Source organism: Comamonas sp. FUJ_7 (assembly GCF_057369555.1).
In genome coordinates this window covers 146,111-171,515 of the sequence record NZ_JBXXZI010000005.1, presented here as the reverse complement: position 1 = coordinate 171,515, position 25,405 = coordinate 146,111, and the positions used below count along the sequence as shown (strand labels likewise).

Genomic DNA, 25,405 nt, shown 5'->3' with positions numbered 1-25,405 from the left:
CAATTAAGCAATGATCTTGGCAACCACACCGGCACCAACAGTACGACCACCTTCGCGGATAGCGAAACGCAGACCTTCTTCCATAGCGATAGGAGCAATCAGCTTCACAGTGATCGACACGTTATCACCAGGCATCACCATTTCCTTGCCTTCGGGCAGTTCGATGGAGCCGGTCACGTCAGTTGTACGGAAGTAGAACTGAGGACGGTAGTTGTTGAAGAAAGGAGTGTGGCGACCGCCTTCGTCCTTGGACAGCACGTAAACTTCAGCAGTGAAGTTGGTGTGGGGCTTGATGGAGCCGGGCTTGCACAGCACTTGGCCGCGCTGCACGTCTTCACGCTTGGTGCCGCGCAGCAGCAGACCCACGTTGTCACCAGCTTGACCCTGGTCCAGCAGCTTGCGGAACATTTCCACGCCGGTCACAGTGGTCTTGACGGTGTCAGTGATACCAACGATTTCGATTTCTTCGCCGACCTTGATGATACCGCGCTCGATACGGCCGGTCACCACAGTGCCGCGGCCGGAGATGGAGAACACGTCTTCCACAGGCATCACGAATGCGCCGTCAACAGCACGCTCGGGAGTGGGGATGTAGGAGTCCAGAGCTTCAGCCAGCTTCAGGATAGCGGGCTCACCCTTGTCGGATTGGTCGCCTTCCAGAGCCAGACGGGCAGAGCCGCGGATGATGGGAGTGTCGTCACCGGGGAAGTCGTACTTGGACAGCAGCTCGCGCACTTCCATTTCGACCAGTTCCAGCAGTTCTTCGTCGTCCACCAGGTCAGCCTTGTTCAGGAAGACGATGATGTAAGGAACACCAACCTGACGCGACAGCAGGATGTGCTCGCGAGTCTGGGGCATGGGGCCGTCAGCAGCGGAGCAAACCAAGATAGCGCCGTCCATCTGGGCAGCACCAGTAATCATGTTCTTCACATAGTCAGCGTGACCGGGGCAGTCAACGTGAGCGTAGTGACGAGTAGCGGTTTCGTACTCGACGTGCGAAGTGTTGATGGTGATACCACGAGCCTTTTCTTCAGGAGCCGCATCAATTTGCGAGTAGTCCTTAGCTTCGCCGCCGAAGTGCTTGGACAGCACAGTAGCGATAGCAGCAGTCAAGGTGGTCTTACCGTGGTCAACGTGACCGATGGTGCCCACGTTCACGTGGGGCTTTGTGCGCTCGAATTTTTCTTTTGCCATTTTTCCGACTCCGAAAAAACTAATTTACTGCAAGAGGATCTCGGCGCAACCCTATCAAGCGAGCGCACCACAAAATGGTGCCCATGGCGGGAATCGGACCCGCGACCTCTCCCTTACCAAGGGAGTGCTCTACCACTGAGCCACATGGGCAACAAAGCTACTTTTGTAACTTCATAAATTTTGCTCGCAAACTGGAGCGGGAGACGGGAATCGAACCCGCGTCATTAGCTTGGAAGGCTAGGGTTCTACCATTGAACTACTCCCGCACAGATTTACTTCTGCACGTGATTGCCAATTTTGACAATCACTCTTCAGACCATTACTGGTGGAGGGGACAGGATTCGAACCTGTGTACGCGTTAGCGGGCAGATTTACAGTCTGCTGCCTTTAACCACTCGGCCACCCCTCCGAAGAGATTTGAATTGTAGCACCTATTTTTGAATCAAAAAGAAATTTAAAGATTTCTTTTTTGAGGTGCTTGCTGGCGCGGCTGGCGGGGATCGAACCCACGACCCTTGGCTTCGGAGGCCAATACTCTATCCACTGAGCTACAGCCGCGAATCCGTCAGGTCGCTTGCACGACCAACAATTCAACTGCACGAATTATTGCACGGTTTCACTCCCAAAAATCACAACTCCACCCGAAACCCCAACCCCTTCAAATAGACATCGACCGACATCAAGCCTACTTTGACCAGTGAGAAACTCCCCTCAGTTAACACCCACCCATGTATAAGGCCAACAAAAAGCGAATGAAGCCCTAAAGCTGCTTCTTCCGGCGAAATCTCCAACGCTACTGACTGTAACTGCGCAGCAACAGAAAGATCACGCGCAAACTTCTCTCGAGCAAGGCTGGAGCTTTCAATATGACGCAGACGCACATCAGACAGCTCCCCCACATACTCCATCTTAAAAAGAGCTGTCTCAAACACCTTACGAGTACGATCATCTCCATCCAGACTCTCAAAGACTCTCAAGATTGAGTGGCGAATACGCTCCAGCGGCAGTAAATCCTCAAATCTGTCATCACAGATCTCGTCAAAAGGCAGGCAGATGCGCCCAAGCATGGATACAAAGACATCCATCTTGTCTTTGAAGTGCCAGTACACGGCCCCGCGCGTAGCCCCCGCTCGCTGCGCAATGTCTCCAAGAGATGTACGAGATACACCTTTTTCAAAAAAAACTTCTTCGGCCGCATCTAGCAGCTTAGTTCGCGTCTCATCTGCCTCTGCCTTTGTCCGTCGAGCCATTTTCCACCTCTTCCATCACCCAGCCAGCGCTGAAGCACAACGAGAAAAACTATTTCTTGCCAACGTTCAAGCAAGCTTTATGAATTATACATTTATGCATGTATGTATAATTTTCGCATCGCCTACGCATAGGAATCCATTTAGGATTACCTCTATATGGAGCACGCTCTTCCAAGCTGTGCTCTTTGCTTGTTTTCACAATGTCAACCGGAAGGACGTTCATGCACCCGATGTATGACACACACCAGGCTCCCGACAACCAACCCCAACCCGCCAGATCAAGCTCCCGCATTGTTGTTGCGAGCCTAAGTCTTGCTGCTGCATTAAGTCTGTCCGCATGCGGAGACAAGAATGCGGATGCGCAAAAGGCTCAAGCCGCCCAAGCTCAGCCTCCTGAGGTGGGGGTCGTCACAGTCACCATGCAGAACGTGCCTTTGATCTCGGACCTTCCTGGCCGTCTTGAGCCCTCACGGATTGCCCAGGTTCGTGCTCGTGCGGCTGGCATTGTTCAAAAGCGCCTCTTCCAAGAAGGCTCAGACGTCAAGGCCGGCCAAGCCCTTTTTCAGATAGACAACACGCCCTACAAGGCCAACTTGCAGTCCGCACAGGCAACTCTTGCGCAGGCCGAAGCGGCCTTGGCACAGGCCTCCGCAACGGCTCGCCGCTATAAGCCCTTGGTGGAAGCAAACGCCATCAGCAAACAGGAGTTCGACACTGCAATTGCCAACGAAAAAGCAGCATTAGCCCAAGTTGCAGCTGGCAAAGCAGCAGTCACCAATGCCAATGTCAACCTCGGCTATGCCAGGGTCACAGCACCCATTGCCGGACGCATCGGTCGCTCCTTGGTCACTGAAGGCGCTTTAGTTGGTCAGGGCGAGGCCACACAGCTGGCCACTATCCAGCAAATCAATCCGCTATATGTGAACCTGACCCAATCCTCTACCGAAATCATGCGCATGCGCGAAGCGCTCAGTTCCGGCAAGCTATCAAAGGTAGGCGATAACGCAGCGCGCGTACACGTCTATTTGGACGATGGCAAAGAGTACGCCCATACAGGAAAGCTGCTTTTCACTGACCTGACTGTAGACCCCTCCACCGGTCAAGTCAGTGTGCGTGCAGAGCTTCCCAACCCTGAAGGCCTTCTACTTCCAGGCACTTATGTGCGCGTTCGCTTAGAGCAGGCTCAAGTTGAAAATGCGGCGTTGATTCCCCAGCAGGCCGTCACCCGCAATGAAAAAGGCAACTTTGTCATGATCGTTGCCGAAGATGGAAGCGTCGCACCCCGGCCCGTACAGATTAGCCAATCCAGTGGCAGCAACTGGGTTGTCACTTCCGGTTTGAAGGCCGGTGAAAAAGTCATGGTTGATGGGCTGATCAAGGTGGGAATGGGTGCAAAAAAGGTCAAGCCTGTCGAATTCAACAAGATCCCAGACGCCTCTCCTGCAGCTCAGCCTACTGAGCCAGAACAACCTGCCACACCTTCCGAAAGCGCCGGGAGCGGCCAGGAAGCCAAGTAATAGGCGCGTCCCATGTCAAAGTTTTTCATCCACAGACCGATCTTTGCCTGGGTGATCGCGATTTTCGTGATCATTGCGGGCGTGATCTCCATCACCAAGTTACCGGTGGCTCAGTTTCCATCGGTAGCCCCTCCCACCATCAACGTGACTGCGACCTACCCCGGCGCGACGTCACAGACCATGACGGACTCCGTTCTGCAACTGATCGAGCGCGAAATCAACGGCGCGCAGGGTCTGATGTACATGGAATCCTCCGCCCCAGCAGGGGGTCAAGGCACCTTGACCGTCACCTTTGCCCCCGGAACCAATCCGGACTTGGCTCAGGTGGACGTACAAAACCGCCTCTCGCGCGTGCTTCCTCGTCTTCCACAGGTCGTTCAGGCCCTAGGAGTGCGCGTGGACAAGTCCATGAGCAACTTCCTGATGATTCTGGCTTTCCAGGCCGAATCTGGAGAAACATCGCGTGACGACATTGCCGACTATGTGAACCGCAATGTGGTGCCAGAAATCCAGCGCCTGGACGGCGTGGGCAAGGCTCAATTGTTTGCCTCTGGTCGCGCCATGCGCGTCTGGGTGGATCCAGCCAAGCTGCAAGGCTTTGGTCTGTCGATTGCCTCCGTCAACGCAGCAATCGCCGCGCAGAACCAGCAAATCTCCGGCGGCGCCCTGGGCAATCTGCCCAGCACTCCCGGCACCACGACCACGGCCACGATTGTGGTGCCCGGTCAGCTAAGCACGCCCGAGGAATTCGGCCAAGTGGTGCTGCGCTCCAACTCCGACGGCTCCACCGTGCGCCTCAAGGATGTGGCGCGCATCGAACTGGGCATTGAAAGCTATGCCTTCGAGTCGCGCCTGGACGGCAAGCCCGCCGTGGCCATGGCCGTACAGCTGACCTCGACTGCCAACGCCATGGCAACGGCCCAACTGGTCAAGGCCAAGATGGCTGAGATGGAGCCCTTCTTGCCTGCTGGCGTGAAATGGTCATCGCCCTACGACACCTCCAAGTTCGTGAAGATCTCCATCGAGAAGGTGGTCCACACGCTGCTGGAAGCCATCGTGCTGGTGTTCATCGTGATGCTGATCTTCCTGCAGAACATTCGCTACACCCTGATCCCCACCATCGTGGTGCCTATCGCCCTGCTCGGCACCTTTGCCGTGATGCTGGTTGTCGGCCTGACCATCAACATTCTGGCCATGTTCGCCATGGTGCTGGTGATTGGTATCGTGGTGGACGATGCCATCGTGGTGGTGGAAAACGTCGAGCGCATCATGGCCGAGGAAGGTTTGCCGCCCAAGGAGGCCACCATCAAGGCCATGGGGCAGATCCAGGGCGCCGTGGTTGGCATTACCGTGATTCTGGTGACGGTGTTCTTACCTCTGGCCATGTTCTCCGGCGCCACCGGCAATATTTACCGCCAGTTTTCACTGGTGATGGCCGTCTCGATCTTTTTCTCCGGCTTCTTTGCGCTGACACTCACGCCCGCACTGTGCGCCACCATGCTCAAGCCCATCCCCAAAGGGCATGCGCATGACAAAAAGACCGGCCTCCTCGGCCCCTTCTACAACTGGTTCAATCGGAAGTTCGAAGCAGGCACGCACCGCTACTCAAGTGCCTTGTCCAGCGTGGTCAAGCGCTCTGCACAGGCACTGATCGTCTACCTCTTGGTCATTGCAGGCGTGATCTTCATGTTCATGCGCTTGCCCACAGCGTTCCTGCCAACCGAAGACCAGGGCTATGTCATCTCGCTGGCGCAACTGCCCCCTGGCGCCAGCCTGGAGCGCACCAGCAAAACCATGGCCGAGCTGGAGCAATTTGCTCTGAGCCAGCCCGAGACAGCCCACATCGTGAGCATTCTGGGCTTTAGCTTCATGGGTCAGGGCCAGAACGTGGGTCTGGCATTCACCACGCTCAAGGACTGGTCCGAGCGCAAGGGGCCAGGCTCTGACGCCAAGTCTTTCGCAGACCGCACCATGGGTGCAATGTCCAAACTGCGTGACGGCTTTATTTTCACGCTGGTCCCCCCCTCCATCCCTGAACTGGGCAACAGTGACGGCTTTACCTTCCGTCTGCAGGACCGTGGCAGCAAGGGCCATGCAGCCCTGCTTGAAGCCCGTAACCAATTGGTCGCCAAAGCCAACCAAAGCCCTGTTCTGACCGGCGTACGCTTTGACGGCGTGGATGATGCACCGCAATGGCAGGTGGACATCAACCGCGATGCGGTCTATGCACAGCGCGTGAGCATGGGTGACTTGGCCTCGACACTGGCAACGGCCCTGGGCTCGTCCAACTCCACGGACTTTCCTAATAACGGTTTCATGCAGCGTGTCACCATCCAGGCCGACGCCAGCCGCCGCATGCAACCCGAAGACGTGATGCGCCTGACTGTCCCCAACGCGCAAGGCCAGTTGGTGGAGTTGTCCACCATGGTCAGCGCCAAGTGGATCAGCGGCCCCATGCAGCTGACTCGCTACAACGGCTACCCCTCCATGAGCATTACCGGTCAAGCCAAGCCCGGCTATACCAGTGGCGATGCCATGAAGGAGATGGAAAAGCTGGCCCAGGAACTGCCCGACGGCTTTGGCTACGAGTGGACCGGACAGTCACTGGACGAGAAGAAGGCTGGCTCCTCAGCCATGATGCTGTATGCGTTCTCCATCTTGGCTGTGTTCCTGTGCCTGGCTGCCTTGTATGAGAGCTGGAGCATCCCGCTGTCCGTGCTGCTGGTCGTGCCCCTGGGCGTGTTCGGTGCCGTGTCCGGCATGCTGATGCGCGGCATGCCCAACGACATCTACTTCCAAGTAGCGCTGATCACGGTGATTGGTCTCTCGGCCAAGAACGCCATCCTGATCGTGGAGTTCGCCAAGGACCTGCATGCGCAAGGCAAGAGTGCGCTGGAAGCCGCATTGGAAGCCGGTCACCTGCGTTTCCGCCCCATTCTGATGACCTCTCTGGCCTTCATTCTGGGTGTGGTGCCGCTATATATTGCCACCGGCGCCAGTGCCGCCAGCCAGAAGGAAATTGGTACTGGCGTTTTCTGGGGCATGGTGATTGGCACGCCGATCTCCGTCTTCCTGGTGCCTGTGTTCTTCGTGGCTGTGTTCAACCTGTTTGGCAAGAAGTCCAAGCAAGACTCCGACGCCACTCCTCCGGCGGCAACTTCTGCAGCACAGGGAGGCTCGCAACATGAATAAAACCTTGCTACCCGTAGCACTGGCTGGCGCGCTGCTGGTCAGCGGCTGCTCCTTCATCCCCACACTGGAGAGGCCTGCCACTCCAGTCGCGGAGCATTACTCCACGACTGACGAGGAGGCTGGCGCCACGGCGGCTGCCGACATCCCCTGGCAGCAGTTCTATACGGACCCACGCCTGCAGCAGGTGATCCAGCTTGCGCTGGACAACAACCGTGACCTGCGTGTGGCCGTGCTCAATATCGAAAAGGCAAAGGCCCAATACCAAATCCAGCGTGCTGGCCAGTTCCCTGAAATTGGTGTTGCAGGCAGCGCCAGCCGTCAGCCCAGTGCTGCGACTGGTCGATATGCCAATGCCTACATGGTGGGGCTGTCCATGCCCAGCTGGGAAATTGACTTCTGGGGACGCATCGGCAGCCTCAAGCAGCAAGCCCTGGCCCAGTATCTGGCCACTGAGGAAGGCCGCAAGTCAGCTCAGATCAGCCTGATCGCTACCGTAGCCAGCACCTGGCTCAGCCTTCAGGCCGACGAAGAGTTGCTGACGATCTCTCGCCGCACGCTGAGCACACGCGAGCAGTCGATCAAGCTGACCAAGCTGCGTCTGGATGCAGGAGTCACCTCCGAGCTGGACTACCGCCAGGCACAGTCGCTGACTGAAAGTGCCCGCGCCACACTGGCGCAGCAAGCCGGTCAGCGTGATCGCACCCTTAATGCATTGACACTGCTGATAGGGCAGACCTTGCCGCAAGAGCTTTTTGCCAGCATGCAAGGCAAGCAACTGCAAGAACTCCCCCCACTGGCCGACGTTCCTGCAGGCCTGCCATCCGAGTTGCTGCTGCGCCGTCCCGACATCCGTCAGGCCGAGCAGAGCATGATTGCGGCCAATGCCAGCATTGGGGCAGCACGCGCACTGTTCTTTCCGAACATCTCCCTCACCGCATCGGCTGGCTTTATGAACTCCGAGGTCTCCGACCTGTTCAAGTCGGACTCCGCAGCGTTCACCATTGCGCCTTCGCTGTACCTGCCTATCTTCAATGCGGGTCGCAACCGGGCCAATCTTCAAGTTGCGGAAGCTGGCCAGAAAATTGCCGTGGCGCAATATGAAGGAGCCATCCAGTCGGCATTCCGAGAAGTGTCTGACACCCTGGTGAACCGCCGCGCCCTCAAGGAGCAGCTGGAAGCCCAGTCGCGCCAGCTAGAGGCCGAGCAGGTTCGCTACAAACTGTCAGACCTGCGCTATACCAATGGCGTGGCCAGCTACCTGGATCTGCTGGATGCACAGCGCTCATTGTTTGCCCTGGAGCAATCCGTGGTGCAAGTGCGACTAGCACAGATGCAAAACCAGGTCAACCTCTACAAAGTCTTGGGAGGTGGCTGGACAGAGCCGGCTGCCGACGACAGCGCTGCAGCGACCACCACTGCCCAGTAAGTGGTGCAGGCACTTGCCATTCAAAAAAGGCGTCTTCGGACGCCTTTTTTCATGGGCACCGCCAATGGCTTGCACAACGTTGATCCAACTCAACTCCTTTATGCGCCAAGCGTCAACCCGGATCGTCGTGCACTGGCATTCTTACCCCTCACTTCTATAATGGTTTGTTAATTCCATCCCACGACCTCAGAGGACTTCATGAGCGAGCAACACCACGAAGAAGCCCATACCGGCCCTATCAAAAAACCCAAGCAGTTGTTGCTTGCCGTCTTCTTCTCGTTTGTGGTTCCCATCTTCGTCATCATCGGTCTGGTCAAGTTCGTGACCTCATCCGACACCGCAGGTGCTGGCACGGCCAATGCCGAGATGGCCAAGGCCATGCGCCTGCAAAAAGTGGGCTCCGTGGAAATTCGTGATGCTGACCGTCCATTGCGCGGCGGCGCCGAAGTCTTCAAATCACAATGCGCAGCCTGCCATGAAACCGGTACTGCTGGCGCACCCAAGTTTCAGGATGCCGCCGCCTGGGGCCCTCGCCTCAAGCAAGGACTGGATGCACTGGTGCACTCGGCCCTGGCTGGCAAGGGCGCCATGGCCGCTCAGGGTGGCGGTGAGTTCAACGACACGGAAATTGCCCGTGGCGTGGTCTATATGACCAATGCCGCCGGTGCCAACTTCCCCGAGCCCCAGCCAGCAGGCGGTGCCGCCACCGGCGAAGCAGCTGCCGCTGCCGCACCTGTTGCTGAAGCCACTCCGGCTGTCGCGCCTGCACCCGCCGCAGAGCAGCCCCCCGCGGCTGAACCCGTACCCGCCACTGCCGCAGCCCCTGCCGCGTCCGATGTCGGCAAGAACCTCTACAACACCACCTGCATGGTCTGCCACGCAAGTGGCGTGGCTGGCGCACCCAAGTTTGGTGACAAGGCGGCCTGGGCACCCTTCATCGCCAAGGGCATGGACGACATGGTGGAAAAAGCAACCAAAGGCGTAGGCGCCATGCCCCCCAAGGGCGGCTCCACCGCGTCGGATGCCGACTTCAAGGCAGCCATCCAGTACATGGTGGATGCGGCAAAGTAAAAGCCGCCTTCGTCATCCATCATGAAAAAACCGGCCTTGCGCCGGTTTTTGTCTTTTTGGCCTCTAACCCTTACCGAGCAAGCGCAAGCAGCTACGTTTTTTGAATTTCCTCAGGACTCAACACATAGCCAAACTGCTGTGGCAGCTGTGCAAACCCCAGCTCCGTGACCTCGGGCAGCAAGCCCTGCTCCAGCGCCGCAGCGGCGTCCAGCATGTCCATGCTGTGCACCATGCCCAGCCCTTGCGGCAGCGCCAGATAAAGCCGCCCCTGTGCGTCCATAACAGCCTGTTGCACATCGCTCAAAGACTGAAGCCGGCCGATATGGTCATGCAGCGTCACACCATGCTCTGCGTTGTGCACACGCCAGATCCAGGGCGCGGCCTCCAGCTCCACATACACACGCTGTGGACCGTTCTGAAAGAACCAGCAGCCATCGCCTTTAACCAGGTAGTTGCGCCCAATGAACTCCGCCAGCTTTTCATGGCGCAGCACATGGCCCTTGGCACCTTCGATGCCGCTGTTGAAGGCACCGCAGGCCTGTGCCTTGGCATCGCGCAGCCACCACTGGCCGCGCGCATCCAGCGCCAGCCAGCCATAGCAGGCCGGCACATTCGGCCACTTGGCCATGGCCTGTTTGACGATGTCATCCATTCGCGGTCTCCTGATCTTGAAAATTCTTGCTCTGCAGCCATTGCGCCAGCCATGCTGCCACAGCCTGCGGCATGGTTTGCACATGGCAAGGCCACGTCCCTGTCGAGAAACCCACATGACCCCCATGCGCGGGCTGCCATAGCTGCACCGATGGACTGACATCTGCCGCCGTCGGCAAGCTGTGCGCAGGCACAAAGGGATCATTGCGGGCATTGAGCAGCAGCAAAGGAACCGTCACCTGCTTGAGCAGCGGTTTGGCAGAAGCTCTGCGCCAGTAATCATCGGCATCCGCAAAACCGTGTACAGGTGCGGTAAACACATCGTCAAATTCGTGCAGGGTGCGGGCACGCTGCAGTCTGGCCTTGTCAAACAGGCCGGGCGACCGCTGCCATTTGCCCAACGCCTTGGGCACCAGCGTTTTCATGAACATGGGCGTGTACAGCCAGCGGCACAGGCCCCGCCCCAATCGCTCTCCAGCGGCCACTAGGTCCAGCGGTGCACAGACCACCGCGGCGGCCTTCACAACCTGAGTCGCGCCCTCCCCTTGCAATCCCGACCATCGGGCTAGCGCATTGCCCCCTAGCGAAACGCCCATGGCCAGCAGTTGGCCATCGCGCCGCGCATGCAAGCGACGCAGTACCCAGTCCACCTCGGCAGCATCACCGGAGTGATAGGCGCGCAAGAGTCGATTAGCCTCGCCGCTGCAACCGCGAAAATGCGGCACCGCCAGTTGCCAGCCGCGCTGTTCACACACCTGCACCATGGCCTGTGCATAGTGGCTGGCGGATGAGCCCTCCAGCCCATGAAACAAGGCCAGCGTGGGTGTGCCGGCGGGAACTGTGTGGCTGGAAAAGTCGACATCGATGAAGTCGCCATCATCGGTTTCCCATCGCTCTCTCCGCCATGGGCTGACGACCTGCCCCTGCAGGTGGCGGCGCGCATACAGCGCTGACCAGATGGTCTGAACATGCCCACCGGGCTGCCACCAGGGCGCGCGAAACCGCTCAAGGCTCATGACGATTCTTGAGCCAGTCCTGCAGTTCTGCATGCAAGCCGCCCTTTTGCGCAGCACGCCACACGCGTTCTGGCGAAGCCACATGAATGCCCGCCGGCGCTTGCAGCAAAGCCGCCTCCACCAGCCGGGCCACATGCATGGCGCGCACAGGCCTATCGCTTTGCGGAACCATATAGCTGAGCGCAGAGAGCAACATGCCCGCTGTGCGCTGCAGCAGATTGCCCATACTGCGCCTGGCAGGCTCTTTGGCCGAGCGCACCAAAATCAAGCGCTCAAATCCAAGTGCCGCCACGTCATGCTCATCCACCGTGGCCAGCCCCTGACGAATGGACTGCGGCAGGCTACCCATGTCGTGCGGCAGCACGACCGCCAGCGTCTTCACGCCGCAAGCATGCATCCACTGAGCAACTGCAAGCAGTTGCGCTGGCTGGGGCGTCCACAGAGCACGCTCTCGTTGATAGAAAGGGCGAGGCGGCTCGAACATGATGAGCCCCACTTCCGCACTCTGCTGAGGCCACTGCTGCGGTGCATCACCGGCTTGCGGCAGCAATTGCATGCCGCGCAAGCCTTCGGTGTAGCGCTCTCGTGCCAGTACCTGTACCAGCGCATATTTCTGCCCGCCCACCACGCGGTTGAGCACTTCATTGCCCAGCGGGCCTGTGGCCCCGGCCACCAGCATGCGCGGCCTGGCTGCAGCAGCAGGGAAAGGCCGCTGAGCAGCGCGCAAAGCATCTAAAGGAGAAACAGAGGTCATGAATAAAGCAGGTTATTGCGCTCGGACAGAGCTATCAGCCAAGTGCGCACGTGATGCAGGCAGGACCTTATGCTATCGTTTCAGCCTTATTCTCGCGAACGGAAGTCCCCCATGAAACGCTGGTTCCTCATGATTGCGACCATTGTGTCGATGCTCTCCCTGACGGGTTGCGGCTACAACGACTTTCAGCGCCTGGACGAAAAGACCAAGGCCGCCTGGAGCGAAGTGCTGAACCAATATCAGCGCCGTGCCGACCTCGTTCCCAACATCGTGGCGACCGTCAAGGGCGAAGCCAGCTTCGAGCAGGACACGCTGACCAAGGTCATCGAAGCGCGCTCCAAGGCCACATCGATTCAGGCCACGCCAGAGCTGATCAACGACCCCGAGGCCTTCAACAAGTTTCAGCAGGCGCAGGGCGAGCTGTCCAGTGCCCTGTCGCGCCTGATGGTGGTGGCGGAACGCTATCCCGAGCTCAAGGCCAACCAGGCGTTCCGCGATCTGCGCGTGACGCTGGACGGCACGGAAAACCGCATTGCCGTAGCGCGCAACGAGTACATCGGCACCGTGCAGGCCTACAACGTGCTGGCGCGCAGCTTCCCCACCAACATCACGGCCAAGGTATTCGGCTACCCCGTCAAGCCCACGTTCACCGTGCAGAACGAAGCGCAGATTTCTCAGCCGCCAACGGTGGACTTCTCCCCTTCAGCTCCTGCCAGTCCTGGCGGCAGCAAGTAAAGATTCATGCACATCCAGAAATCCATGCAAAAAACGCTTCAAGCCCTTATCCATAAAGCGCTAGCAGCTATTGTTTTTGTATGGATTGGCGTGCTGCTGATGTTTGCGCCAGCAGCCTGGGCCCAGGCCAAGCCCTTTGGCCAGCCTCAGCCCGTGCCCGAGCTGACTGGCCGGGTCATTGACCAAAGCGGCACACTCAGCAGCGACGATGTACAAGCGCTCACTGCACAGCTCAAAAAGCTGGAGGACGACACCGGTGCGCAGGTCGCCGTTTTGATGGTGCCTACCACCGCCCCTGAAGACATTGCCGCCTACGCTTGGCGCGTTGCCAGCAGCTGGAAGCTGGGCCGCCAGGACATCGGCGATGGCTCGCTCATCGTCGTTGCCAAGAACGACCGGCGCATGCGCATCGAGGTGGCCCGCAAGCTCGAAGGTGCCATCTCCGACATCATGGCCGCCCGCATTATCGATGGCGCCATGAAGCCGCGCTTTCGTGCCGACGACTATGCAGGCGGCCTGTCCGCGGCCATTGAGCAGATGAGCTTGCTGATTCATGGCGAAAAGCTGCCTGCGCCCAAGCCTCAGTCACGCCAGCCCAGCCAGTCCTGGAGCGACAAGCTGGATTTTCTGCTCCCACTGCTGTTTTTCGGCTTTCCGATCGGTATTGGCATCGCCCGCGCCATCTTTGGCCGCGTACTGGGCTCGGTGGTCATTGGCAGCATTGCCGGCGTGGCCGCCTATGCGATCACTACCAGCTTGCTGGTTGCAGGCGTTGCGGGCTTTCTGGGCCTGATCTTCACCCTGCTCTCCAACCTCTCACGCGGTGGAGGCGGCGGCCCTTACATCAGCAGTGGCGGAGGTGGGTGGAGCAGTGGCAGCAGCGACAGCTTCAGTTCAGGGGGTGGATTCAGCTCCGGTGGTGGCGGCAGCTTTGGTGGCGGTGGCGCCTCAGGGGATTGGTGAAATGAGCAATGTCTTTCAACGTCTGGCCCGACTGGTACGCCACCGCTGGGCAGAGCAGCACCTGCGCAAGAGCCTTCCTCCTGCGACTCTCAAAGAGCTGGAACAGCTGGTTGCCAGAAGTGAGTTGAGTCACACCGGCCAGGTGCGGATCTGTGTGGAGGCCGGCCTGCCTTTCAGCTATATCTGGCGCGATGCCACGGCGCGCGAACGGGCCCTGTCGCAATTTGCCAAGCTGCACGTCTGGGACACGGAGCACAACAATGGTGCCCTGATCTACCTGCTGCTGGCCGACCATGCCATCGAGATCGTGGCCGATCGCGCCCTTGAGCGCACCATGAGTGCCGAGCAGTGGCAAACGCTGATCAGCGATATGCAGGCTGCCTTCAGAGGCGGGCATTTCAGCGTGGGGCTGACATCGGCATTGGAGCGTGTCAGCCGCCAGTTGCAGACCCACTTCCCCCGCAAATCCGCCATCAATGCCCAAGCTCGCAACCTGCCAGACACTCCCGTCGTCGAGCGCCACCTGCCACACCGTGAACGCTGAACTCACTCGCGGATAATCATTATTCATAGCTGCAGGCGCTTGCCATGTAAGGGCTAGAAGCCTAAAAAGCCTTAAATCCACACAAAGTGCCCATAAGGCGAACACAGCCAAAGCACGGCTGCGACATTGATCAGGACCATGAGCCAGAACTCCAGCTGAAAACGGGTCTTGCTGCTTTTGTGGCGCAACCACTGCTGAGCCAGTACAGCTCCTGGCCAGCCACCCGCAAGCGCCAGAAGCTGCAGCGTTTTCTCGGGCGTTCGCCACTGCCCTTTCTGGGCCGACCATTTGTCCTGCCAATACACCATAAAGGTCAATGCACTCAGACCCGCATAAACGAGCCAGAGAATGCGCGGCACACCCCAGATCACAGCGGTGACCAACATCAGTACCATCCAGCACAGCAAAGCGCCATAGCTGAAGCGGCTGGAAGCATGCCAGCCCTGAGAGGCCGCGCGGGAAGAAGGCACACGCCCCGTAGACTGCTTATTGCCCCTGCTCCGCCTGGTCACCTCTGCAGAGGGGCCTCGACCTTGGCTTGATATGCGCCAGGCCACCTGAAGCGCACGCTTTTTCCCCTGATCCAGGCCCACCGCAAATTGCAGGCGCAACCCGGGCTGAGGCCGCTGCTCTGCAGACGGGCGCGGCTCGAAGGCACTGATGTGGACAAAAAGACGTTCTCCCCCGGAGTCTGCTTCAATCCAGCCGAAGCCGCGCTCATCATTCCATTGCACCAAGGTACCGCTATAACGCATTTTTCTCCTTTGTTGTTTTTCGTTCAGGCACTGTCCAAAGCAGTCAAAAAGCAGGCTTGTCCTGCACAGAAAAAACCTTTTTCTTCAATGGACTGTGTTAGTTTCAGGGCAGACTTATTTTCTTAAGAAAGCACTCAAGCATGAAAAAATCTCTGCTCTCTATGGCCATTCTCGGAGCCGCTCTGACTCTGAGCGCTTGCGCTTCCATCAGCCCCAAGGGCGCCGAAGCCCCCGTGGAATATGACTATGCGCTGAGCTGCAAGCTCAAGGTCGATGACCCCAAGAAATGCGAAGCCCAGGTGCGCTCGCTGTGTGACGATCCCAGCAAGGCTGTGGTTCGCAAATCACGCCACGTAGATCCTCTGGACAACTCGGTGATCTACGCCTACCAGGCCGCCTGCAACGGCTGATCGATAGAGAGCAGCCATAAAAAAAGCCACCGCAATGCGGTGGCTTTTTTGTGCCGATTGCTGTGCCCAAAGGCAAGCCAAAGATCAGCGCTTCTGGCGGAACTTGCGCAGAGCAGCAATTTGAGCAGCCATGACGGCCAGCTCGGACTGTGCGCGAGCAATGTCCAACTCGCCCTTGGCGTTCTTCAGCGCTTCCTCGGCAGCAGCCTTGGCCTCATTGGCCTTTTGCTCGTCCAGATCCTTGCCACGAATCGCGGTGTCGGACAGAACGGTCACGCAGTTGGGTTGCACTTCCAAAATGCCGCCGGCCACGAAGACGAACTCTTCGCTGCCATCCGGCATTTCGATGCGCACCGAACCCGGCTTGATGCGGGTGATCAGCGGTGTGTGGCGGGGAAAAATGCCCAGCTCGCCCGCTTCACCAGGCAAAGCAACAAAGCGTGCTTCACCGGAGAAGATGGACTCTTCGGCACTGACCACATCAACGTGAATGGTGTTCATCTTTGCTCCTTGAAAAGGTTAAAACTGGTCCTAAAGACAACACGGCCCTACTCAGGGACGCTAAGCAAGGGCCGCCCCGCAGCGAGAGCGTCGTCCCCCTCTTTCAGGGGGGAAGCGGCACAGCCGCTCAGGGGGAGTGTCTTAATTAGGCTGCCAGCTTCTTGGCCTTCTCGAAGGCTTCGTCGATGGTACCAACCATGTAGAAAGCCTGTTCGGGCAGGTGGTCAGCTTCGCCGTTCACGATCATCTTGAAGCCACGGATGGTTTCAGACAGAGGAACGTACTTGCCGGGAGCACCGGTAAACACTTCAGCCACGTGGAAAGGCTGAGACAGGAAACGCTGGATCTTACGAGCACGAGCCACGGTCAGCTTGTCTTCGGGAGCCAGTTCGTCCATGCCCAGAATCGCGATGATGTCTCGCAGTTCCTTGTAGCGCTGCAGCGTGCCTTGCACTTGGCGAGCCACCTTGTAGTGCTCTTCGCCAACCACTTGGGGGTCCAGCTGACGGCTGGTGGAGTCCAGTGGGTCCACGGCAGGGTAGATACCCAGCGAAGCGATGTCACGGGACAGCACCACGGTGGAATCCAAGTGAGCAAAGGTCGTGGCAGGCGAGGGGTCGGTCAAGTCGTCAGCAGGCACGTAAACGGCCTGGATGGAAGTGATCGAACCAACCTTGGTGGAGGTAATACGCTCTTGCAGCTTACCCATTTCTTCAGCCAGGGTAGGCTGGTAGCCCACGGCGGAAGGCATACGGCCCAGCAGAGCGGACACTTCGGTACCGGCCAGTGTGTAGCGGTAGATGTTGTCCACGAAGAACAGCACGTCCTTGCCTTCGTCACGGAACGACTCAGCCATGGTCAGGCCGGTCAGCGCAACGCGCAGACGGTTTCCTGGGGGCTCGTTCATCTGACCGTAAACCATGGCAACCTTGGACTCACCCAGGTTCTCTTGGTTCACAACGCCAGCGTCGGACATTTCGTGATAGAAGTCGTTACCTTCACGGGTACGCTCACCCACACCAGCGAACACCGACAGACCGCTGTGGGCCTTGGCGATGTTGTTGATGAGTTCCATCATGTTCACGGTCTTGCCCACACCGGCACCACCGAACAGGCCCACCTTACCGCCCTTGGCGAAGGGGCAGACCAAGTCGATCACCTTGATACCGGTTTCCAGCAGTTCCTGCGAAGGCGACAGTTCGTCGTATGCAGGAGCCTTGCGGTGGATAGCAGCGGTCAGGGTCTGGTCCACGGGACCACGTTCGTCGATGGGGTTGCCCAGCACGTCCATGATGCGGCCCAGAGTCGCCTTGCCCACGGGCACGGTGATGGGGTTGCCTGTGTTGGTGACCATCAGGCCACGCTTCAGACCGTCCGAAGAACCCAGGGCAATGGTACGCACCACGCCGTCGCCCAGCTGCTGCTGAACTTCCAGGGTCAGGGCCGAGCCTTCCAGCTTCAAGGCGTCATACACCTTGGGCACCTGGCCGTGGGCAAATTCCACGTCCACCACGGCGCCAATACATTGAACAATCTTGCCTTGCACTTGAGCCATTTTTTGCTCCAATCTGTTTGTTCGTTAAAGCCGTTTACACAGCGGCTGCGCCTGCGACGATTTCCGACAACTCGGTCGTAATCGCTGCCTGACGCGTCTTGTTGTAGACCAGCTTCAACTCGCTGATGACGTTGCCGGCGTTGTCGGTTGCGGCCTTCATAGCCACCATGCGCGCCGATTGCTCGGACGCCATGTTTTCCGCCACTGCCTGGTACACGAGGGACTCTACGTAACGAACCAGCAGTTCGTCGATGACGGTCTGTGCGTCAGGTTCGTAGATGTATTCCCAGGATGCACCCGTCTTCTCGGCTTGCATTTTGTCGGACGACAGGGGAAGCAACTGCTCCACCACCGACTCCTGCTTCATGGTGTTGATGAACTTGGTGTACGAGAGGTACACCGCGCTCAGCTTGCCTTCAGCATATTGGTCCAGCAACACCTTGACAGGCCCGATGAGCTTGTCGAGATGAGGCGTGTCGCCCAGGCCTGTAGCGTGAGAGACCACCTTGGCACCGACACGGTTCAGGAAACCCAGTCCCTTGCCGCCAATGGCCACTGCATCTGTCGCAACACCTGCATCTTGCAGTTCGCGCAGCTTGTTGGTGACGACACGCAACACGTTGGTGTTCATGCCGCCGCACAAACCCTTGTCGGTCGTCACAACGATGACGCCGACCTTCTTTGCATCGTTCACTTGCATGAACGGATGCACGTACTCGGGGTTTGCTTCGCCAAGATGGGCTGCAATGTTGCGGATTTTTTCGCTGTATGGACGGGCAGCCAGCATCCGCTCCTGCGCCTTGCGCATTTTGGATGCAGCCACCATTTCCATGGCTTTGGTGATCTTCTTGGTGTTTTCAACCGATTTGATCTTGCCGCGTATTTCCTTACCTGCTGCCATGATGACTCCTCGCCAGTATTAAGCGAAGGACTTCTTGAATGCAGTAATGGCTGCAGTCAGTTCAGCTTCGTCCTTGCCTTCCTTGTCGAAAGCACGCTTTTCATTCAGACGGTCGAGCAAAGCGCCATGGCTGGTCTTCAGGAACTGGTGCAGACCAGATTCGAAAGGCAGCACTTGCTTGACTTCGATGTCGTCCATGAAACCCTTGTTCACTGCGAACAGCGAAGCGGCCATCAAAGCGGTCGACAGGGGAGAGTACTGAGCCTGCTTGAGCAGCTCGGTCACGCGGGCACCGCGGTCCAGCTGCTTGCGGGTTGCTTCGTCCAGGTCGGATGCGAACTGCGCGAAAGCAGCCAGTTCACGGTACTGAGCCAGGTCGGTACGGATACCGCCGGACAGGCCCTTGACAAGCTTGGTCTGAGCCGAGCCACCGACACGCGACACGGAGATACCGGCGTTGATAGCGGGACGCACACCCGCGTTGAACAGGCTGGTTTCCAGGAAGATCTGGCCGTCGGTAATCGAAATCACGTTCGTAGGAACGAAGGCGGACACGTCGCCAGCTTGTGTTTCGATGATAGGCAGAGCGGTCAGAGAACCGGTCTTGCCCTTGACTTCACCCTTGGTGAAGGCTTCCACGTAGTCAGCGTTCACGCGAGCGGCACGCTCGAGCAGACGCGAGTGGAGATAGAACACGTCGCCAGGGAAGGCTTCACGTCCTGGTGGGCGGCGCAGCAGCAGCGAAACTTGACGGTAAGCCACAGCTTGCTTGGACAGGTCGTCATAAACGATCAGGGCGTCTTCACCGCGATCGCGGAAGTATTCACCCATCGTGCAGCCGGAGTAGGCCGACACGTACTGCATGGCAGCGGATTCAGAGGCGGTAGCAGCCACAACGATGGTGTATTCCATCGCGCCAGCTTGTTCCAGAGCACGCACCACGTTCTTGATCGAAGAAGCCTTCTGACCAATCGCCACGTACACGCAGGTAACGCCTTGACCCTTTTGGTTGATGATCGCGTCGATAGCAACAGCGGTCTTACCAGTCTGACGGTCACCAATGATCAGCTCGCGCTGACCACGGCCCACGGGAACCATGGAGTCGATGGACTTGATACCAGTCTGCAGAGGCTGATCCACGGATTGACGTGCGATCACGCCAGGAGCGACCTTCTCGATCACGTCCGTCATCTTGGCGTTGATGGGGCCCTTGCCGTCGATAGGTTGACCCAGGGCGTTCACCACGCGGCCAACCAGTTCGGGACCCACGGGCACTTCCAGAATACGGCCGGTGCACTTGACGGTGTTGCCTTCTGCGATGTGCTCGTAAGCACCCAGAATCACGGCGCCCACGGAGTCACGCTCCAGGTTCAAAGCCAGACCGTAAGTGGGCTGACCGTCGGCACCTGCGGGGAATTCCAGCATTTCGCCAGCCATCACGTCGGACAGGCCGTGCACGCGCACGATACCGTCAGTCACCGAGACCACGGTGCCTTGGTTACGGACGTCAGTGCTAGCAGCCAGCCCTTCGATGCGGCTCTTGATCAGTTCAGAAATTTCTGCGGGATTGAGTTGCATGACTCTTTCCTTACTTTCTTGTGTGTTAGCCGAGACCTCAAGCGCATTACGCGGTGAGGGCCGCTTTCATTTGTTCCAGACGGGCCTTGACGGAGGTGTCCAGCACCTCGTCGCCCACCACGACGCGAACGCCACCGATCAGCGATTCATCCAGCTTCACGGCGAGATTCAGCTTGCGGCCAAAGCGCTTTTCCAGCGTGGCGCCAAGCTCGGCCAGCGCTGCATCCTCAATGGGGAAAGCGCTGTACACCACGGCATCCGAAGAGCCGCTCTTGCTGTTCACGAGGCTGCGGAACTGGGCTGCCACTTCAGGCAGCGCGTCCAGACGGCCGTTTTCGAGAACTACACGCAGAAAATTGCGTGCAGACTCGGGCAATGCCGACTTGGCCACACCCGTAATGAGATCAAACACTTGCGTGCTGTTCACATTGGGATTAGCGGCCAGTTGGCGTAATTGCGGATTGGCGGCAATCGCCGCCAATTCCTCCACCCAAGCGACACTGCCGTTCAAATCCGCGCCTTGATCGGCGCAGGTTTTGAACAATGCTTCGGCGTAAGGGCGGGCAATGGTGGCGAGTTCTGCCATTTTTGCGCTCCTTACAGCTCTGTCTTCAGGCGGTTCAGCAGATCAGCATGGATACCGGCATTGACTTCCTTCTTCAGGATCTGCTCGGCACCCTTGACAGCCAGCGTAGCCACTTGCTCACGCAGGGCTTCACGGGCAGCAATGGCTTGCTGTTCAGCTTCAGCGCGGGCAGCAGCAACAATCTTGTTGCCTTCTTCTGTCGCGCGGGCTTTGGCCTCTTCAATGATGGCCTGTGCACGACGTTCGGCGTCCGCAAGCCGCGAAGCTGTTTCGTTGCGCGTCTGGGACAGTTCTGCCTCGACACGCTTGTTTACAGCGGTCAATTCAGATTTGGCCTTGTCGGCAGCAGCGAGGCCATCGGCGATTTTCTGGGCTCGCTCATCCAGTGCCTTCGCGATCGGGGGCCACACGAACTTCATCGTGAACAGCGCCAGAACCAGGAAAACACCAAGCTGAACGAACAGGGTCGCGTTAATACTCACGGCAACACCTTTCTATTTAGGGCGTTGAACGGAGCTTAGGCAACCAGTTGGAAGGGGTTGGCGAAGGCGAACAGCAGAGCGATAGCCACACCGATCAGGAAGGCGGCGTCGATCAGACCAGCCAAGATGAACATCTTGGTCTGCAGTTCGTTGATCAGCTCAGGCTGACGTGCCGAGGATTCCAGGAACTTGCCACCCATCAGAGCGATACCGATCGAAGCGCCGATAGCGCCCAGACCAACAATCAGACCACAAGCCAGAGCGACGAGACCGAGAACGTTTTCCATGATGACTCCTAGGGATTAAAGAAAGGTTGAGTGAAATAAAGGATTTCAGTGAGCTTCATGTGCTTGGCCGAGGTAAATCAGCGTCAGCATCATGAAAATGAAGGCTTGCAGGGTAATGATCAGGATGTGAAAGATCGCCCAGATCGAACCTGCAATGATGTGCCCCACGGGGAGCAACACACCGGAAAGCGACATGGCAGCCGCACCGCCCATCAAGGCGATCAGACAGAACACCAACTCACCAGCGTACATATTGCCGAACAGTCGCATACCGTGCGAAACCGTCTTGGCAATGTATTCAATGATTTGCATGGCCAGGTTCACAACACCCAGGATCACAGCAAACACGGGATTCTTAGAAGTACCGAACGGAGCAGTCACCAGTTCGTGAGCCCAGCCGCCCATGCCCTTGATCTTCACGGAGTAGATCAGGCACAGCACCAGTACGCCGGTCGACAGGCCCAGAGTGGTGGACAGGTCGGCCGTAGGCACGACACGCAGATAGGCATGAGAGTCGCCCTGAACGGTCTGCCACAGCACGGGCAGCAGGTCCACAGGCAGCAGGTCCATAGCGTTCATCGCAAAGATCCACACGAACACGGTCAGTGCCAGAGGAGCGATGAACTTGCGGGATTCGGCGTTGTGGATGTTGGCCTTGGCCTGGTTGTCCACCATCTCGACCAGCATTTCCACGGCAGCCTGGAAGCGACCGGGAACGCCGGAAGTCGCCTTGCGAGCGGCCAGCCAGAGGACAAACAGGCACAAAGCGCCCAGAGTCACACTCACGGCAATCGAATCCAGATTGAACACTGAGAAGTCAATGATGGACTCCTGCTTGATGTTCTGGAGGTGCTGCAAGTGGTGGACGATGTATTCACTTGCAGTTGGTGCGTGCGCTTCTGCGGCCATCGGTCAACTTCTCTCAAATATCAATCGGTTTTTGGGACATTGGATCGCACCAGAAGCGCAATCCAATACGTTTTCATCACAACAATCAAGCCAACTAGCAGCGCCAGCCAGCTCAGGTCAGGTACCAGTTTGGGCGCCGCTGCCAGCATGGCAATGCAAAGCACCAACTTCACCAATTCCCAACCAAAAATTCCTGCCATGGCCGCCCCGGCACCTCCAGGCCGCTGACGAACCACACCTCTTGCAAACAACGCCGCTGGCAAAACAACCGCCAGCGCTCCATACGCTGCCGACCATCCCGCTGCGGGGCGCCCTGTCATCCACCAGGCCAGTGCAGCAACAACAATGCCGACCAGCGCCTGCACGATGACGATGCGCCAGACTGATACTTGCGGAAAGCGCGAGCGCCAGTCCGAAGCTTCCTCTGCCGTCAAGGGCTTGAAGTCTTCAACTTCATCTTCATCCTGAAAATCAGCGGGCATGTTTTTCATGTTCTCTTTCGCACCACTGATCAAGCAAGAGCCAGACAAGACTTTTTTACAAAGCCTCTGATTATAAGTAAAAACCCCCGCTCTGAGATAGGGGTTGATACTGCCATGCTCGAAAGGTCTTTTACAAGACTCGCGGGATGTCTCTAGCTGACAACGTTTTGTTGCCGCTGGCAATGCGGCGGGAGTGTGCCTGAACTGGAATACTTGATTACCCTGAATTGTCTGCTGCAGCAAGGGGGCATTCGCTTGATTTCTCCTGCGCAAAGCAGCTACTAGCCCGGTGTTAAGGCCTACATGCACACGTGCATCACACGTGACGCACAATCTTTTCATTGACCAGCCGACTGCCTGACAGTTGGCCGTTTCCCCTTTCAGCCCAAGGACTCTTCATGAGCGACACACCCAACACCTCTGCCGCCAACCAGAACGAGCAGCAAGAAGACCCGCGCAAGGACTCTTTGATCGAGTACCCCAGCCAGTTCCCCATCAAAGTCATGGGCTTACATGACGAACATCTGGTGCACGAAATCACCCAGATCGCCGAAAAGTTCGATCCGAATTTCGATGCCACCACCATTGAGCTGCGCCCCAGCTCCAGCGGCAAATATCTGGGCGTAACCATCACGATCACGGCAACCAGCCGCGAGCAGCTGGACGACACCTATCGCGCCCTGACCTCTCACCCTCTGGTGAAGGTCGTTCTGTGAGCCAGTCTCTCGCCAGCGCAGCCCAGCCTTCTTCTGCCCCAGAACCCATGGATCTGCGCATTCTTGGGCGTACGGGCTACGAGACCACCGTGGCCGCCATGCAGGAGTTCACGCGCACCCGCGATGCGCAAACGCGTGATGAGCTATGGATTTGTGAGCACAGTCCGCATTTCACGCAAGGGCTAGCAGGAAAAAGCGATCATTTGCTGCACCCTGGCGATATTCCAGTCGTCGCGACCAATCGTGGCGGGCAGGTGACCTATCACGGCCCCGGCCAGGTCGTAGCCTATCCGCTGCTGGATCTGCAGCGTATGGGCTATTTCGTCAAGGAATATGTCTACCGACTGGAAGACGCGGTGATCCGCACGCTGGAGCATTTTGGCGTCACGGGCCACCGCGTCGCAGGCGCACCCGGCATCTATGTGCGCCTGGACGACCCGCGCAGCCACGCCATGCTGGAGCAGCGCCCCCAGCACCGTGAGCCCGGCAGCCCGGCACCCGAGCCGCATTTCGATGGCTTGGGCAAGATCGCAGCTCTCGGAATCAAAGTGAGCCGTCACAGCACCTATCACGGTGTGGCTCTCAATGTAAACATGGATTTGGAACCCTACGGGCGAATCAATCCTTGCGGATACGCAGGACTGAGAACCGTGGACCTTTCTACAATCGGCGTACAGACAACCTGGGAGGAAGCCGCGCATGTGCTGGGTCGCCAGCTGAAGGCGCGTCTGTCTCCCTGAAGGCAAGATCATGAGCACCAAAGAAGTCGTGCGCGAAGCGCAATCCCAAGCCGATTACAACCCGCTGGCCAAGCAAAAAGCGGCTGCCAAGCTCTCGCGCATCCCCGTGAAGGTCGAGCAGGCCGAAGTGCTCAAAAAGCCCGACTGGATTCGCGTCAAGGCGGGCAGTCCCAGCACGCGCTTTTACGAGATCAAGGACATCCTGCGTGAGAACAAGCTGCACACCGTCTGCGAAGAAGCGTCCTGCCCCAACATCGGCGAATGCTTTGGCAAGGGCACGGCCACCTTCATGATCATGGGCGACAAGTGCACGCGCCGCTGCCCGTTCTGCGACGTGGGCCATGGCCGCCCCGACCCGCTGGATGTGAACGAGCCGCTGAACCTGGCGCGCACCATTGCCGCACTGAAGCTCAAGTACGTGGTGATCACCAGCGTGGACCGCGACGACCTGCGCGACGGCGGCTCCGGCCACTTTGTGGAGTGCATCAAAAACATCCGCGAACTCTCGCCCCAGACGCAGATCGAAATTCTGGTGCCCGACTTCCGTGGCCGCGATGACCGCGCGCTGGAAATCCTCAAATCGGCTCCGCCCGATGTGATGAACCACAACCTGGAAACCGCGCCCCGTTTGTACAAGGAAGCGCGCCCCGGTTCCGACTACCAGTTCAGCCTGAACCTGCTCAAGAAGTTCAAGGAACTGCACCCCAATGTGCCGACCAAGAGCGGCATCATGGTGGGCCTGGGCGAGACCGACGAGGAAATCCTGCAGGTGATGCGCGATATGCGCGCCCACAACATCGACATGCTGACCATTGGCCAGTACCTCGCGCCCACCAACAGCCACCTGCCTGTGCGCCGCTATGTGCACCCCGACACCTTCAAGATGTTCGAGGAAGAAGCCTACAAAATGGGCTTCACCCACGCTGCCGTGGGCGCCATGGTGCGATCAAGCTATCACGCTGACCAGCAGGCCCATGCCGCCGGCGTCTAAGCGCTGAACGCTCCACAAAAAAGCAGCCCTTGCGGCTGCTTTTTTCATGCCTGCCCCAACACGACTCAAACAAAGGCAGGCAAAAATAAAGCTCCTGAATAAGGAGCTTAGAGCGCTGATATTTAGCTAGTCTCAAATATCTTTCAGGCTCAATTCATTGAAAGACAAGCGCGAGCAGCTATGAAATTAAATGAAGCCT

The 25,405-nt window shown here is 58.2% G+C and carries 26 protein-coding genes, 4 tRNA genes and 1 pseudogene; 11 read left to right on the top strand and 20 right to left on the bottom strand.

What is annotated here, in order from left to right; translation table 11 throughout:
- Window positions 1–3 precede the first annotated feature (3 nt).
- The 6 genes from tuf to AC2I9W_RS09485 all read right to left on the bottom strand — a co-directional run bounded on the left by tuf (window position 4) and on the right by AC2I9W_RS09485 (window position 2,444).
- On the bottom strand, window positions 4–1,194 hold the full coding sequence (gene tuf / locus AC2I9W_RS09510) for an elongation factor Tu (RefSeq protein ID WP_486409702.1): 1,191 nt from the start codon (window positions 1,192–1,194) through the stop codon (window positions 4–6).
- A 75-nt stretch (window positions 1,195–1,269) separates the two neighbouring features.
- Window positions 1,270–1,344, bottom strand: a tRNA-Thr gene (locus AC2I9W_RS09505).
- 42 nt (window positions 1,345–1,386) lie between these two features.
- Window positions 1,387–1,460: transfer RNA gene (locus AC2I9W_RS09500), tRNA-Gly, on the bottom strand.
- A 57-nt stretch (window positions 1,461–1,517) separates the two neighbouring features.
- A tRNA-Tyr gene (locus tag AC2I9W_RS09495) sits at window positions 1,518–1,603 on the bottom strand.
- Window positions 1,604–1,676: 73 nt separating this feature from the next.
- Window positions 1,677–1,752 (bottom strand) — tRNA-Arg (locus tag AC2I9W_RS09490).
- Window positions 1,753–1,823: 71 nt separating this feature from the next.
- Window positions 1,824–2,444 carry a TetR family transcriptional regulator gene (locus tag AC2I9W_RS09485; RefSeq protein WP_486409729.1) on the bottom strand — a complete coding sequence of 207 codons (621 nt, stop codon included), beginning with the start codon at window positions 2,442–2,444 and terminating at the stop codon, window positions 1,824–1,826.
- 230 nt (window positions 2,445–2,674) lie between these two features.
- Between AC2I9W_RS09485 and AC2I9W_RS09480 the strand changes: the two genes are divergently transcribed.
- The 4 genes from AC2I9W_RS09480 (at window position 2,675) to AC2I9W_RS09465 (ending at window position 9,650) form a co-directional block, all read left to right on the top strand.
- Window positions 2,675–3,961: an efflux RND transporter periplasmic adaptor subunit gene (locus AC2I9W_RS09480; RefSeq protein ID WP_486409850.1), complete on the top strand. Its 1,287-nt coding sequence runs from the start codon at window positions 2,675–2,677 to the stop codon at window positions 3,959–3,961.
- A 12-nt stretch (window positions 3,962–3,973) separates the two neighbouring features.
- On the top strand, window positions 3,974–7,153 hold the full coding sequence (locus tag AC2I9W_RS09475) for an efflux RND transporter permease subunit (RefSeq protein ID WP_486409728.1): 3,180 nt from the start codon (window positions 3,974–3,976) through the stop codon (window positions 7,151–7,153).
- Window positions 7,146–8,579, top strand: coding sequence for an efflux transporter outer membrane subunit (locus AC2I9W_RS09470; RefSeq protein WP_486409727.1), 1,434 nt, complete (start codon window positions 7,146–7,148; stop codon window positions 8,577–8,579). The genes AC2I9W_RS09475 and AC2I9W_RS09470 overlap by 8 nt, the downstream gene beginning before the upstream one ends.
- 198 nt (window positions 8,580–8,777) lie before the next feature.
- Window positions 8,778–9,650, top strand: a complete 873-nt coding sequence (locus tag AC2I9W_RS09465) for a c-type cytochrome (protein WP_486409726.1) — start codon at window positions 8,778–8,780, stop codon at window positions 9,648–9,650.
- Between the two features lie 91 nt (window positions 9,651–9,741).
- On the opposite strand, the gene AC2I9W_RS09460 is transcribed toward AC2I9W_RS09465, so the two are convergent.
- Genes AC2I9W_RS09460 through AC2I9W_RS09450 form a run of 3 tightly spaced genes read right to left on the bottom strand, consistent with a single transcriptional unit; the run spans window position 9,742 to window position 12,071 of the window.
- The gene (locus AC2I9W_RS09460) at window positions 9,742–10,302 is read right to left on the bottom strand and encodes a DUF2946 family protein (protein ID WP_486409725.1); all 561 of its coding nucleotides are present in this window, start codon (window positions 10,300–10,302) and stop codon (window positions 9,742–9,744) included.
- Complete coding sequence (locus AC2I9W_RS09455) at window positions 10,295–11,317, bottom strand: YheT family hydrolase (RefSeq protein WP_486409724.1); 1,023 nt, start codon at window positions 11,315–11,317, stop codon at window positions 10,295–10,297. The genes AC2I9W_RS09460 and AC2I9W_RS09455 overlap by 8 nt, the downstream gene beginning before the upstream one ends.
- Window positions 11,307–12,071 carry a Rossmann-fold NAD(P)-binding domain-containing protein gene (locus AC2I9W_RS09450; RefSeq protein ID WP_486409723.1) on the bottom strand — a complete coding sequence of 255 codons (765 nt, stop codon included), beginning with the start codon at window positions 12,069–12,071 and terminating at the stop codon, window positions 11,307–11,309. Before AC2I9W_RS09450 ends, AC2I9W_RS09455 begins: the two co-directional genes overlap by 11 nt.
- Window positions 12,072–12,182: 111 nt before the next feature.
- Here AC2I9W_RS09450 and AC2I9W_RS09445 point away from each other — a divergent pair, with 111 nt between their 5' ends.
- The 3 genes from AC2I9W_RS09445 to AC2I9W_RS09435 are packed head-to-tail and all read left to right on the top strand — an operon-like array spanning window position 12,183 to window position 14,313.
- A complete protein-coding gene (locus tag AC2I9W_RS09445) occupies window positions 12,183–12,806 on the top strand; it encodes a LemA family protein (protein ID WP_486409722.1) in 624 nt (207 codons plus the stop codon).
- 6 nt (window positions 12,807–12,812) lie between these two features.
- A complete protein-coding gene (locus AC2I9W_RS09440; RefSeq protein ID WP_486409721.1) occupies window positions 12,813–13,769 on the top strand; it encodes a TPM domain-containing protein in 957 nt (318 codons plus the stop codon).
- A gap of 1 nt (window position 13,770) precedes the next feature.
- Window positions 13,771–14,313, top strand: coding sequence for a TPM domain-containing protein (locus tag AC2I9W_RS09435; RefSeq protein WP_486409720.1), 543 nt, complete (start codon window positions 13,771–13,773; stop codon window positions 14,311–14,313).
- 71 nt (window positions 14,314–14,384) lie between these two features.
- Here the strand turns inward: AC2I9W_RS09435 and AC2I9W_RS09430 are convergent, their stop codons facing one another.
- On the bottom strand, window positions 14,385–14,783 hold the full coding sequence (locus AC2I9W_RS09430) for a DUF1294 domain-containing protein (RefSeq protein ID WP_486409849.1): 399 nt from the start codon (window positions 14,781–14,783) through the stop codon (window positions 14,385–14,387).
- 96 nt (window positions 14,784–14,879) lie between these two features.
- Window positions 14,880–15,068 (bottom strand): annotated as a pseudogene (locus AC2I9W_RS09425) (cold shock domain-containing protein); the annotation flags it as partial.
- Between the two features lie 140 nt (window positions 15,069–15,208).
- Between AC2I9W_RS09425 and AC2I9W_RS09420 the strand changes: the two are divergent.
- A complete protein-coding gene (locus AC2I9W_RS09420; protein WP_158388870.1) occupies window positions 15,209–15,478 on the top strand; it encodes a hypothetical protein in 270 nt (89 codons plus the stop codon).
- 84 nt (window positions 15,479–15,562) lie between these two features.
- Here the strand turns inward: AC2I9W_RS09420 and AC2I9W_RS09415 are convergent, their stop codons facing one another.
- The 9 genes from AC2I9W_RS09415 to AC2I9W_RS09375 form a co-directional block, all read right to left on the bottom strand.
- Window positions 15,563–15,979: a F0F1 ATP synthase subunit epsilon gene (locus AC2I9W_RS09415; protein WP_158388868.1), complete on the bottom strand. Its 417-nt coding sequence runs from the start codon at window positions 15,977–15,979 to the stop codon at window positions 15,563–15,565.
- A gap of 145 nt (window positions 15,980–16,124) precedes the next feature.
- Window positions 16,125–17,534, bottom strand: coding sequence for a F0F1 ATP synthase subunit beta (gene atpD / locus AC2I9W_RS09410; protein ID WP_003065399.1), 1,410 nt, complete (start codon window positions 17,532–17,534; stop codon window positions 16,125–16,127).
- 34 nt (window positions 17,535–17,568) lie between these two features.
- Entirely contained in the window at window positions 17,569–18,435 is an 867-nt protein-coding gene (gene atpG / locus AC2I9W_RS09405; RefSeq protein ID WP_158388864.1) for a F0F1 ATP synthase subunit gamma, read from the bottom strand.
- Between the two features lie 18 nt (window positions 18,436–18,453).
- Window positions 18,454–20,013 carry a F0F1 ATP synthase subunit alpha gene (gene atpA / locus AC2I9W_RS09400; protein ID WP_486409719.1) on the bottom strand — a complete coding sequence of 520 codons (1,560 nt, stop codon included), beginning with the start codon at window positions 20,011–20,013 and terminating at the stop codon, window positions 18,454–18,456.
- A gap of 46 nt (window positions 20,014–20,059) precedes the next feature.
- On the bottom strand, window positions 20,060–20,599 hold the full coding sequence (locus tag AC2I9W_RS09395) for a F0F1 ATP synthase subunit delta (protein WP_486409718.1): 540 nt from the start codon (window positions 20,597–20,599) through the stop codon (window positions 20,060–20,062).
- A gap of 11 nt (window positions 20,600–20,610) precedes the next feature.
- A complete protein-coding gene (locus AC2I9W_RS09390) occupies window positions 20,611–21,081 on the bottom strand; it encodes a F0F1 ATP synthase subunit B (RefSeq protein WP_158388858.1) in 471 nt (156 codons plus the stop codon).
- A 35-nt stretch (window positions 21,082–21,116) separates the two neighbouring features.
- Window positions 21,117–21,368 carry a F0F1 ATP synthase subunit C gene (gene atpE / locus AC2I9W_RS09385; RefSeq protein ID WP_003059376.1) on the bottom strand — a complete coding sequence of 84 codons (252 nt, stop codon included), beginning with the start codon at window positions 21,366–21,368 and terminating at the stop codon, window positions 21,117–21,119.
- A gap of 45 nt (window positions 21,369–21,413) precedes the next feature.
- Window positions 21,414–22,277 carry a F0F1 ATP synthase subunit A gene (gene atpB, locus AC2I9W_RS09380; RefSeq protein WP_486409717.1) on the bottom strand — a complete coding sequence of 288 codons (864 nt, stop codon included), beginning with the start codon at window positions 22,275–22,277 and terminating at the stop codon, window positions 21,414–21,416.
- A gap of 20 nt (window positions 22,278–22,297) precedes the next feature.
- A complete protein-coding gene (locus AC2I9W_RS09375; protein WP_486409848.1) occupies window positions 22,298–22,768 on the bottom strand; it encodes an ATP synthase subunit I in 471 nt (156 codons plus the stop codon).
- Between the two features lie 389 nt (window positions 22,769–23,157).
- Between AC2I9W_RS09375 and AC2I9W_RS09370 the strand changes: the two genes are divergently transcribed.
- Genes AC2I9W_RS09370 through lipA form a run of 3 tightly spaced genes read left to right on the top strand, consistent with a single transcriptional unit; the run spans window position 23,158 to window position 25,206 of the window.
- Window positions 23,158–23,475 (top strand): YbeD family protein, encoded by a 318-nt coding sequence (locus tag AC2I9W_RS09370; protein ID WP_486409716.1) that lies wholly within the window; start codon window positions 23,158–23,160, stop codon window positions 23,473–23,475.
- A gap of 47 nt (window positions 23,476–23,522) precedes the next feature.
- Window positions 23,523–24,215 carry a lipoyl(octanoyl) transferase LipB gene (gene lipB / locus AC2I9W_RS09365; RefSeq protein ID WP_486409847.1) on the top strand — a complete coding sequence of 231 codons (693 nt, stop codon included), beginning with the start codon at window positions 23,523–23,525 and terminating at the stop codon, window positions 24,213–24,215.
- Between the two features lie 10 nt (window positions 24,216–24,225).
- Window positions 24,226–25,206, top strand: coding sequence for a lipoyl synthase (gene lipA, locus AC2I9W_RS09360; protein ID WP_486409715.1), 981 nt, complete (start codon window positions 24,226–24,228; stop codon window positions 25,204–25,206).
- Window positions 25,207–25,405 lie beyond the last annotated feature (199 nt).

Coding starts and splice junctions, on each gene's coding strand:
- AC2I9W_RS09370 (WP_486409716.1), top strand. CDS start 23,158: ATGAGCGACACACCCAACACCTCTGCCGCCAACCAGAACGAGCAGCAA.
- AC2I9W_RS09415 (WP_158388868.1), bottom strand. CDS start 15,979: ATGAACACCATTCACGTTGATGTGGTCAGTGCCGAAGAGTCCATCTTC.
- atpE (WP_003059376.1), bottom strand. CDS start 21,368: ATGGAAAACGTTCTCGGTCTCGTCGCTCTGGCTTGTGGTCTGATTGTT.
- AC2I9W_RS09445 (WP_486409722.1), top strand. CDS start 12,183: ATGAAACGCTGGTTCCTCATGATTGCGACCATTGTGTCGATGCTCTCC.
- AC2I9W_RS09375 (WP_486409848.1), bottom strand. CDS start 22,768: ATGAAAAACATGCCCGCTGATTTTCAGGATGAAGATGAAGTTGAAGAC.
- atpG (WP_158388864.1), bottom strand. CDS start 18,435: ATGGCAGCAGGTAAGGAAATACGCGGCAAGATCAAATCGGTTGAAAAC.
- atpA (WP_486409719.1), bottom strand. CDS start 20,013: ATGCAACTCAATCCCGCAGAAATTTCTGAACTGATCAAGAGCCGCATC.
- AC2I9W_RS09440 (WP_486409721.1), top strand. CDS start 12,813: ATGCACATCCAGAAATCCATGCAAAAAACGCTTCAAGCCCTTATCCAT.
- AC2I9W_RS09480 (WP_486409850.1), top strand. CDS start 2,675: ATGTATGACACACACCAGGCTCCCGACAACCAACCCCAACCCGCCAGA.
- AC2I9W_RS09475 (WP_486409728.1), top strand. CDS start 3,974: ATGTCAAAGTTTTTCATCCACAGACCGATCTTTGCCTGGGTGATCGCG.
- AC2I9W_RS09460 (WP_486409725.1), bottom strand. CDS start 10,302: ATGGATGACATCGTCAAACAGGCCATGGCCAAGTGGCCGAATGTGCCG.
- AC2I9W_RS09455 (WP_486409724.1), bottom strand. CDS start 11,317: ATGAGCCTTGAGCGGTTTCGCGCGCCCTGGTGGCAGCCCGGTGGGCAT.
- AC2I9W_RS09435 (WP_486409720.1), top strand. CDS start 13,771: ATGAGCAATGTCTTTCAACGTCTGGCCCGACTGGTACGCCACCGCTGG.
- AC2I9W_RS09420 (WP_158388870.1), top strand. CDS start 15,209: ATGAAAAAATCTCTGCTCTCTATGGCCATTCTCGGAGCCGCTCTGACT.
- atpD (WP_003065399.1), bottom strand. CDS start 17,534: ATGGCTCAAGTGCAAGGCAAGATTGTTCAATGTATTGGCGCCGTGGTG.
- AC2I9W_RS09465 (WP_486409726.1), top strand. CDS start 8,778: ATGAGCGAGCAACACCACGAAGAAGCCCATACCGGCCCTATCAAAAAA.
- AC2I9W_RS09395 (WP_486409718.1), bottom strand. CDS start 20,599: ATGGCAGAACTCGCCACCATTGCCCGCCCTTACGCCGAAGCATTGTTC.
- AC2I9W_RS09485 (WP_486409729.1), bottom strand. CDS start 2,444: ATGGCTCGACGGACAAAGGCAGAGGCAGATGAGACGCGAACTAAGCTG.
- AC2I9W_RS09450 (WP_486409723.1), bottom strand. CDS start 12,071: ATGACCTCTGTTTCTCCTTTAGATGCTTTGCGCGCTGCTCAGCGGCCT.
- atpB (WP_486409717.1), bottom strand. CDS start 22,277: ATGGCCGCAGAAGCGCACGCACCAACTGCAAGTGAATACATCGTCCAC.
- lipA (WP_486409715.1), top strand. CDS start 24,226: ATGAGCACCAAAGAAGTCGTGCGCGAAGCGCAATCCCAAGCCGATTAC.
- tuf (WP_486409702.1), bottom strand. CDS start 1,194: ATGGCAAAAGAAAAATTCGAGCGCACAAAGCCCCACGTGAACGTGGGC.
- AC2I9W_RS09470 (WP_486409727.1), top strand. CDS start 7,146: ATGAATAAAACCTTGCTACCCGTAGCACTGGCTGGCGCGCTGCTGGTC.
- lipB (WP_486409847.1), top strand. CDS start 23,523: ATGGATCTGCGCATTCTTGGGCGTACGGGCTACGAGACCACCGTGGCC.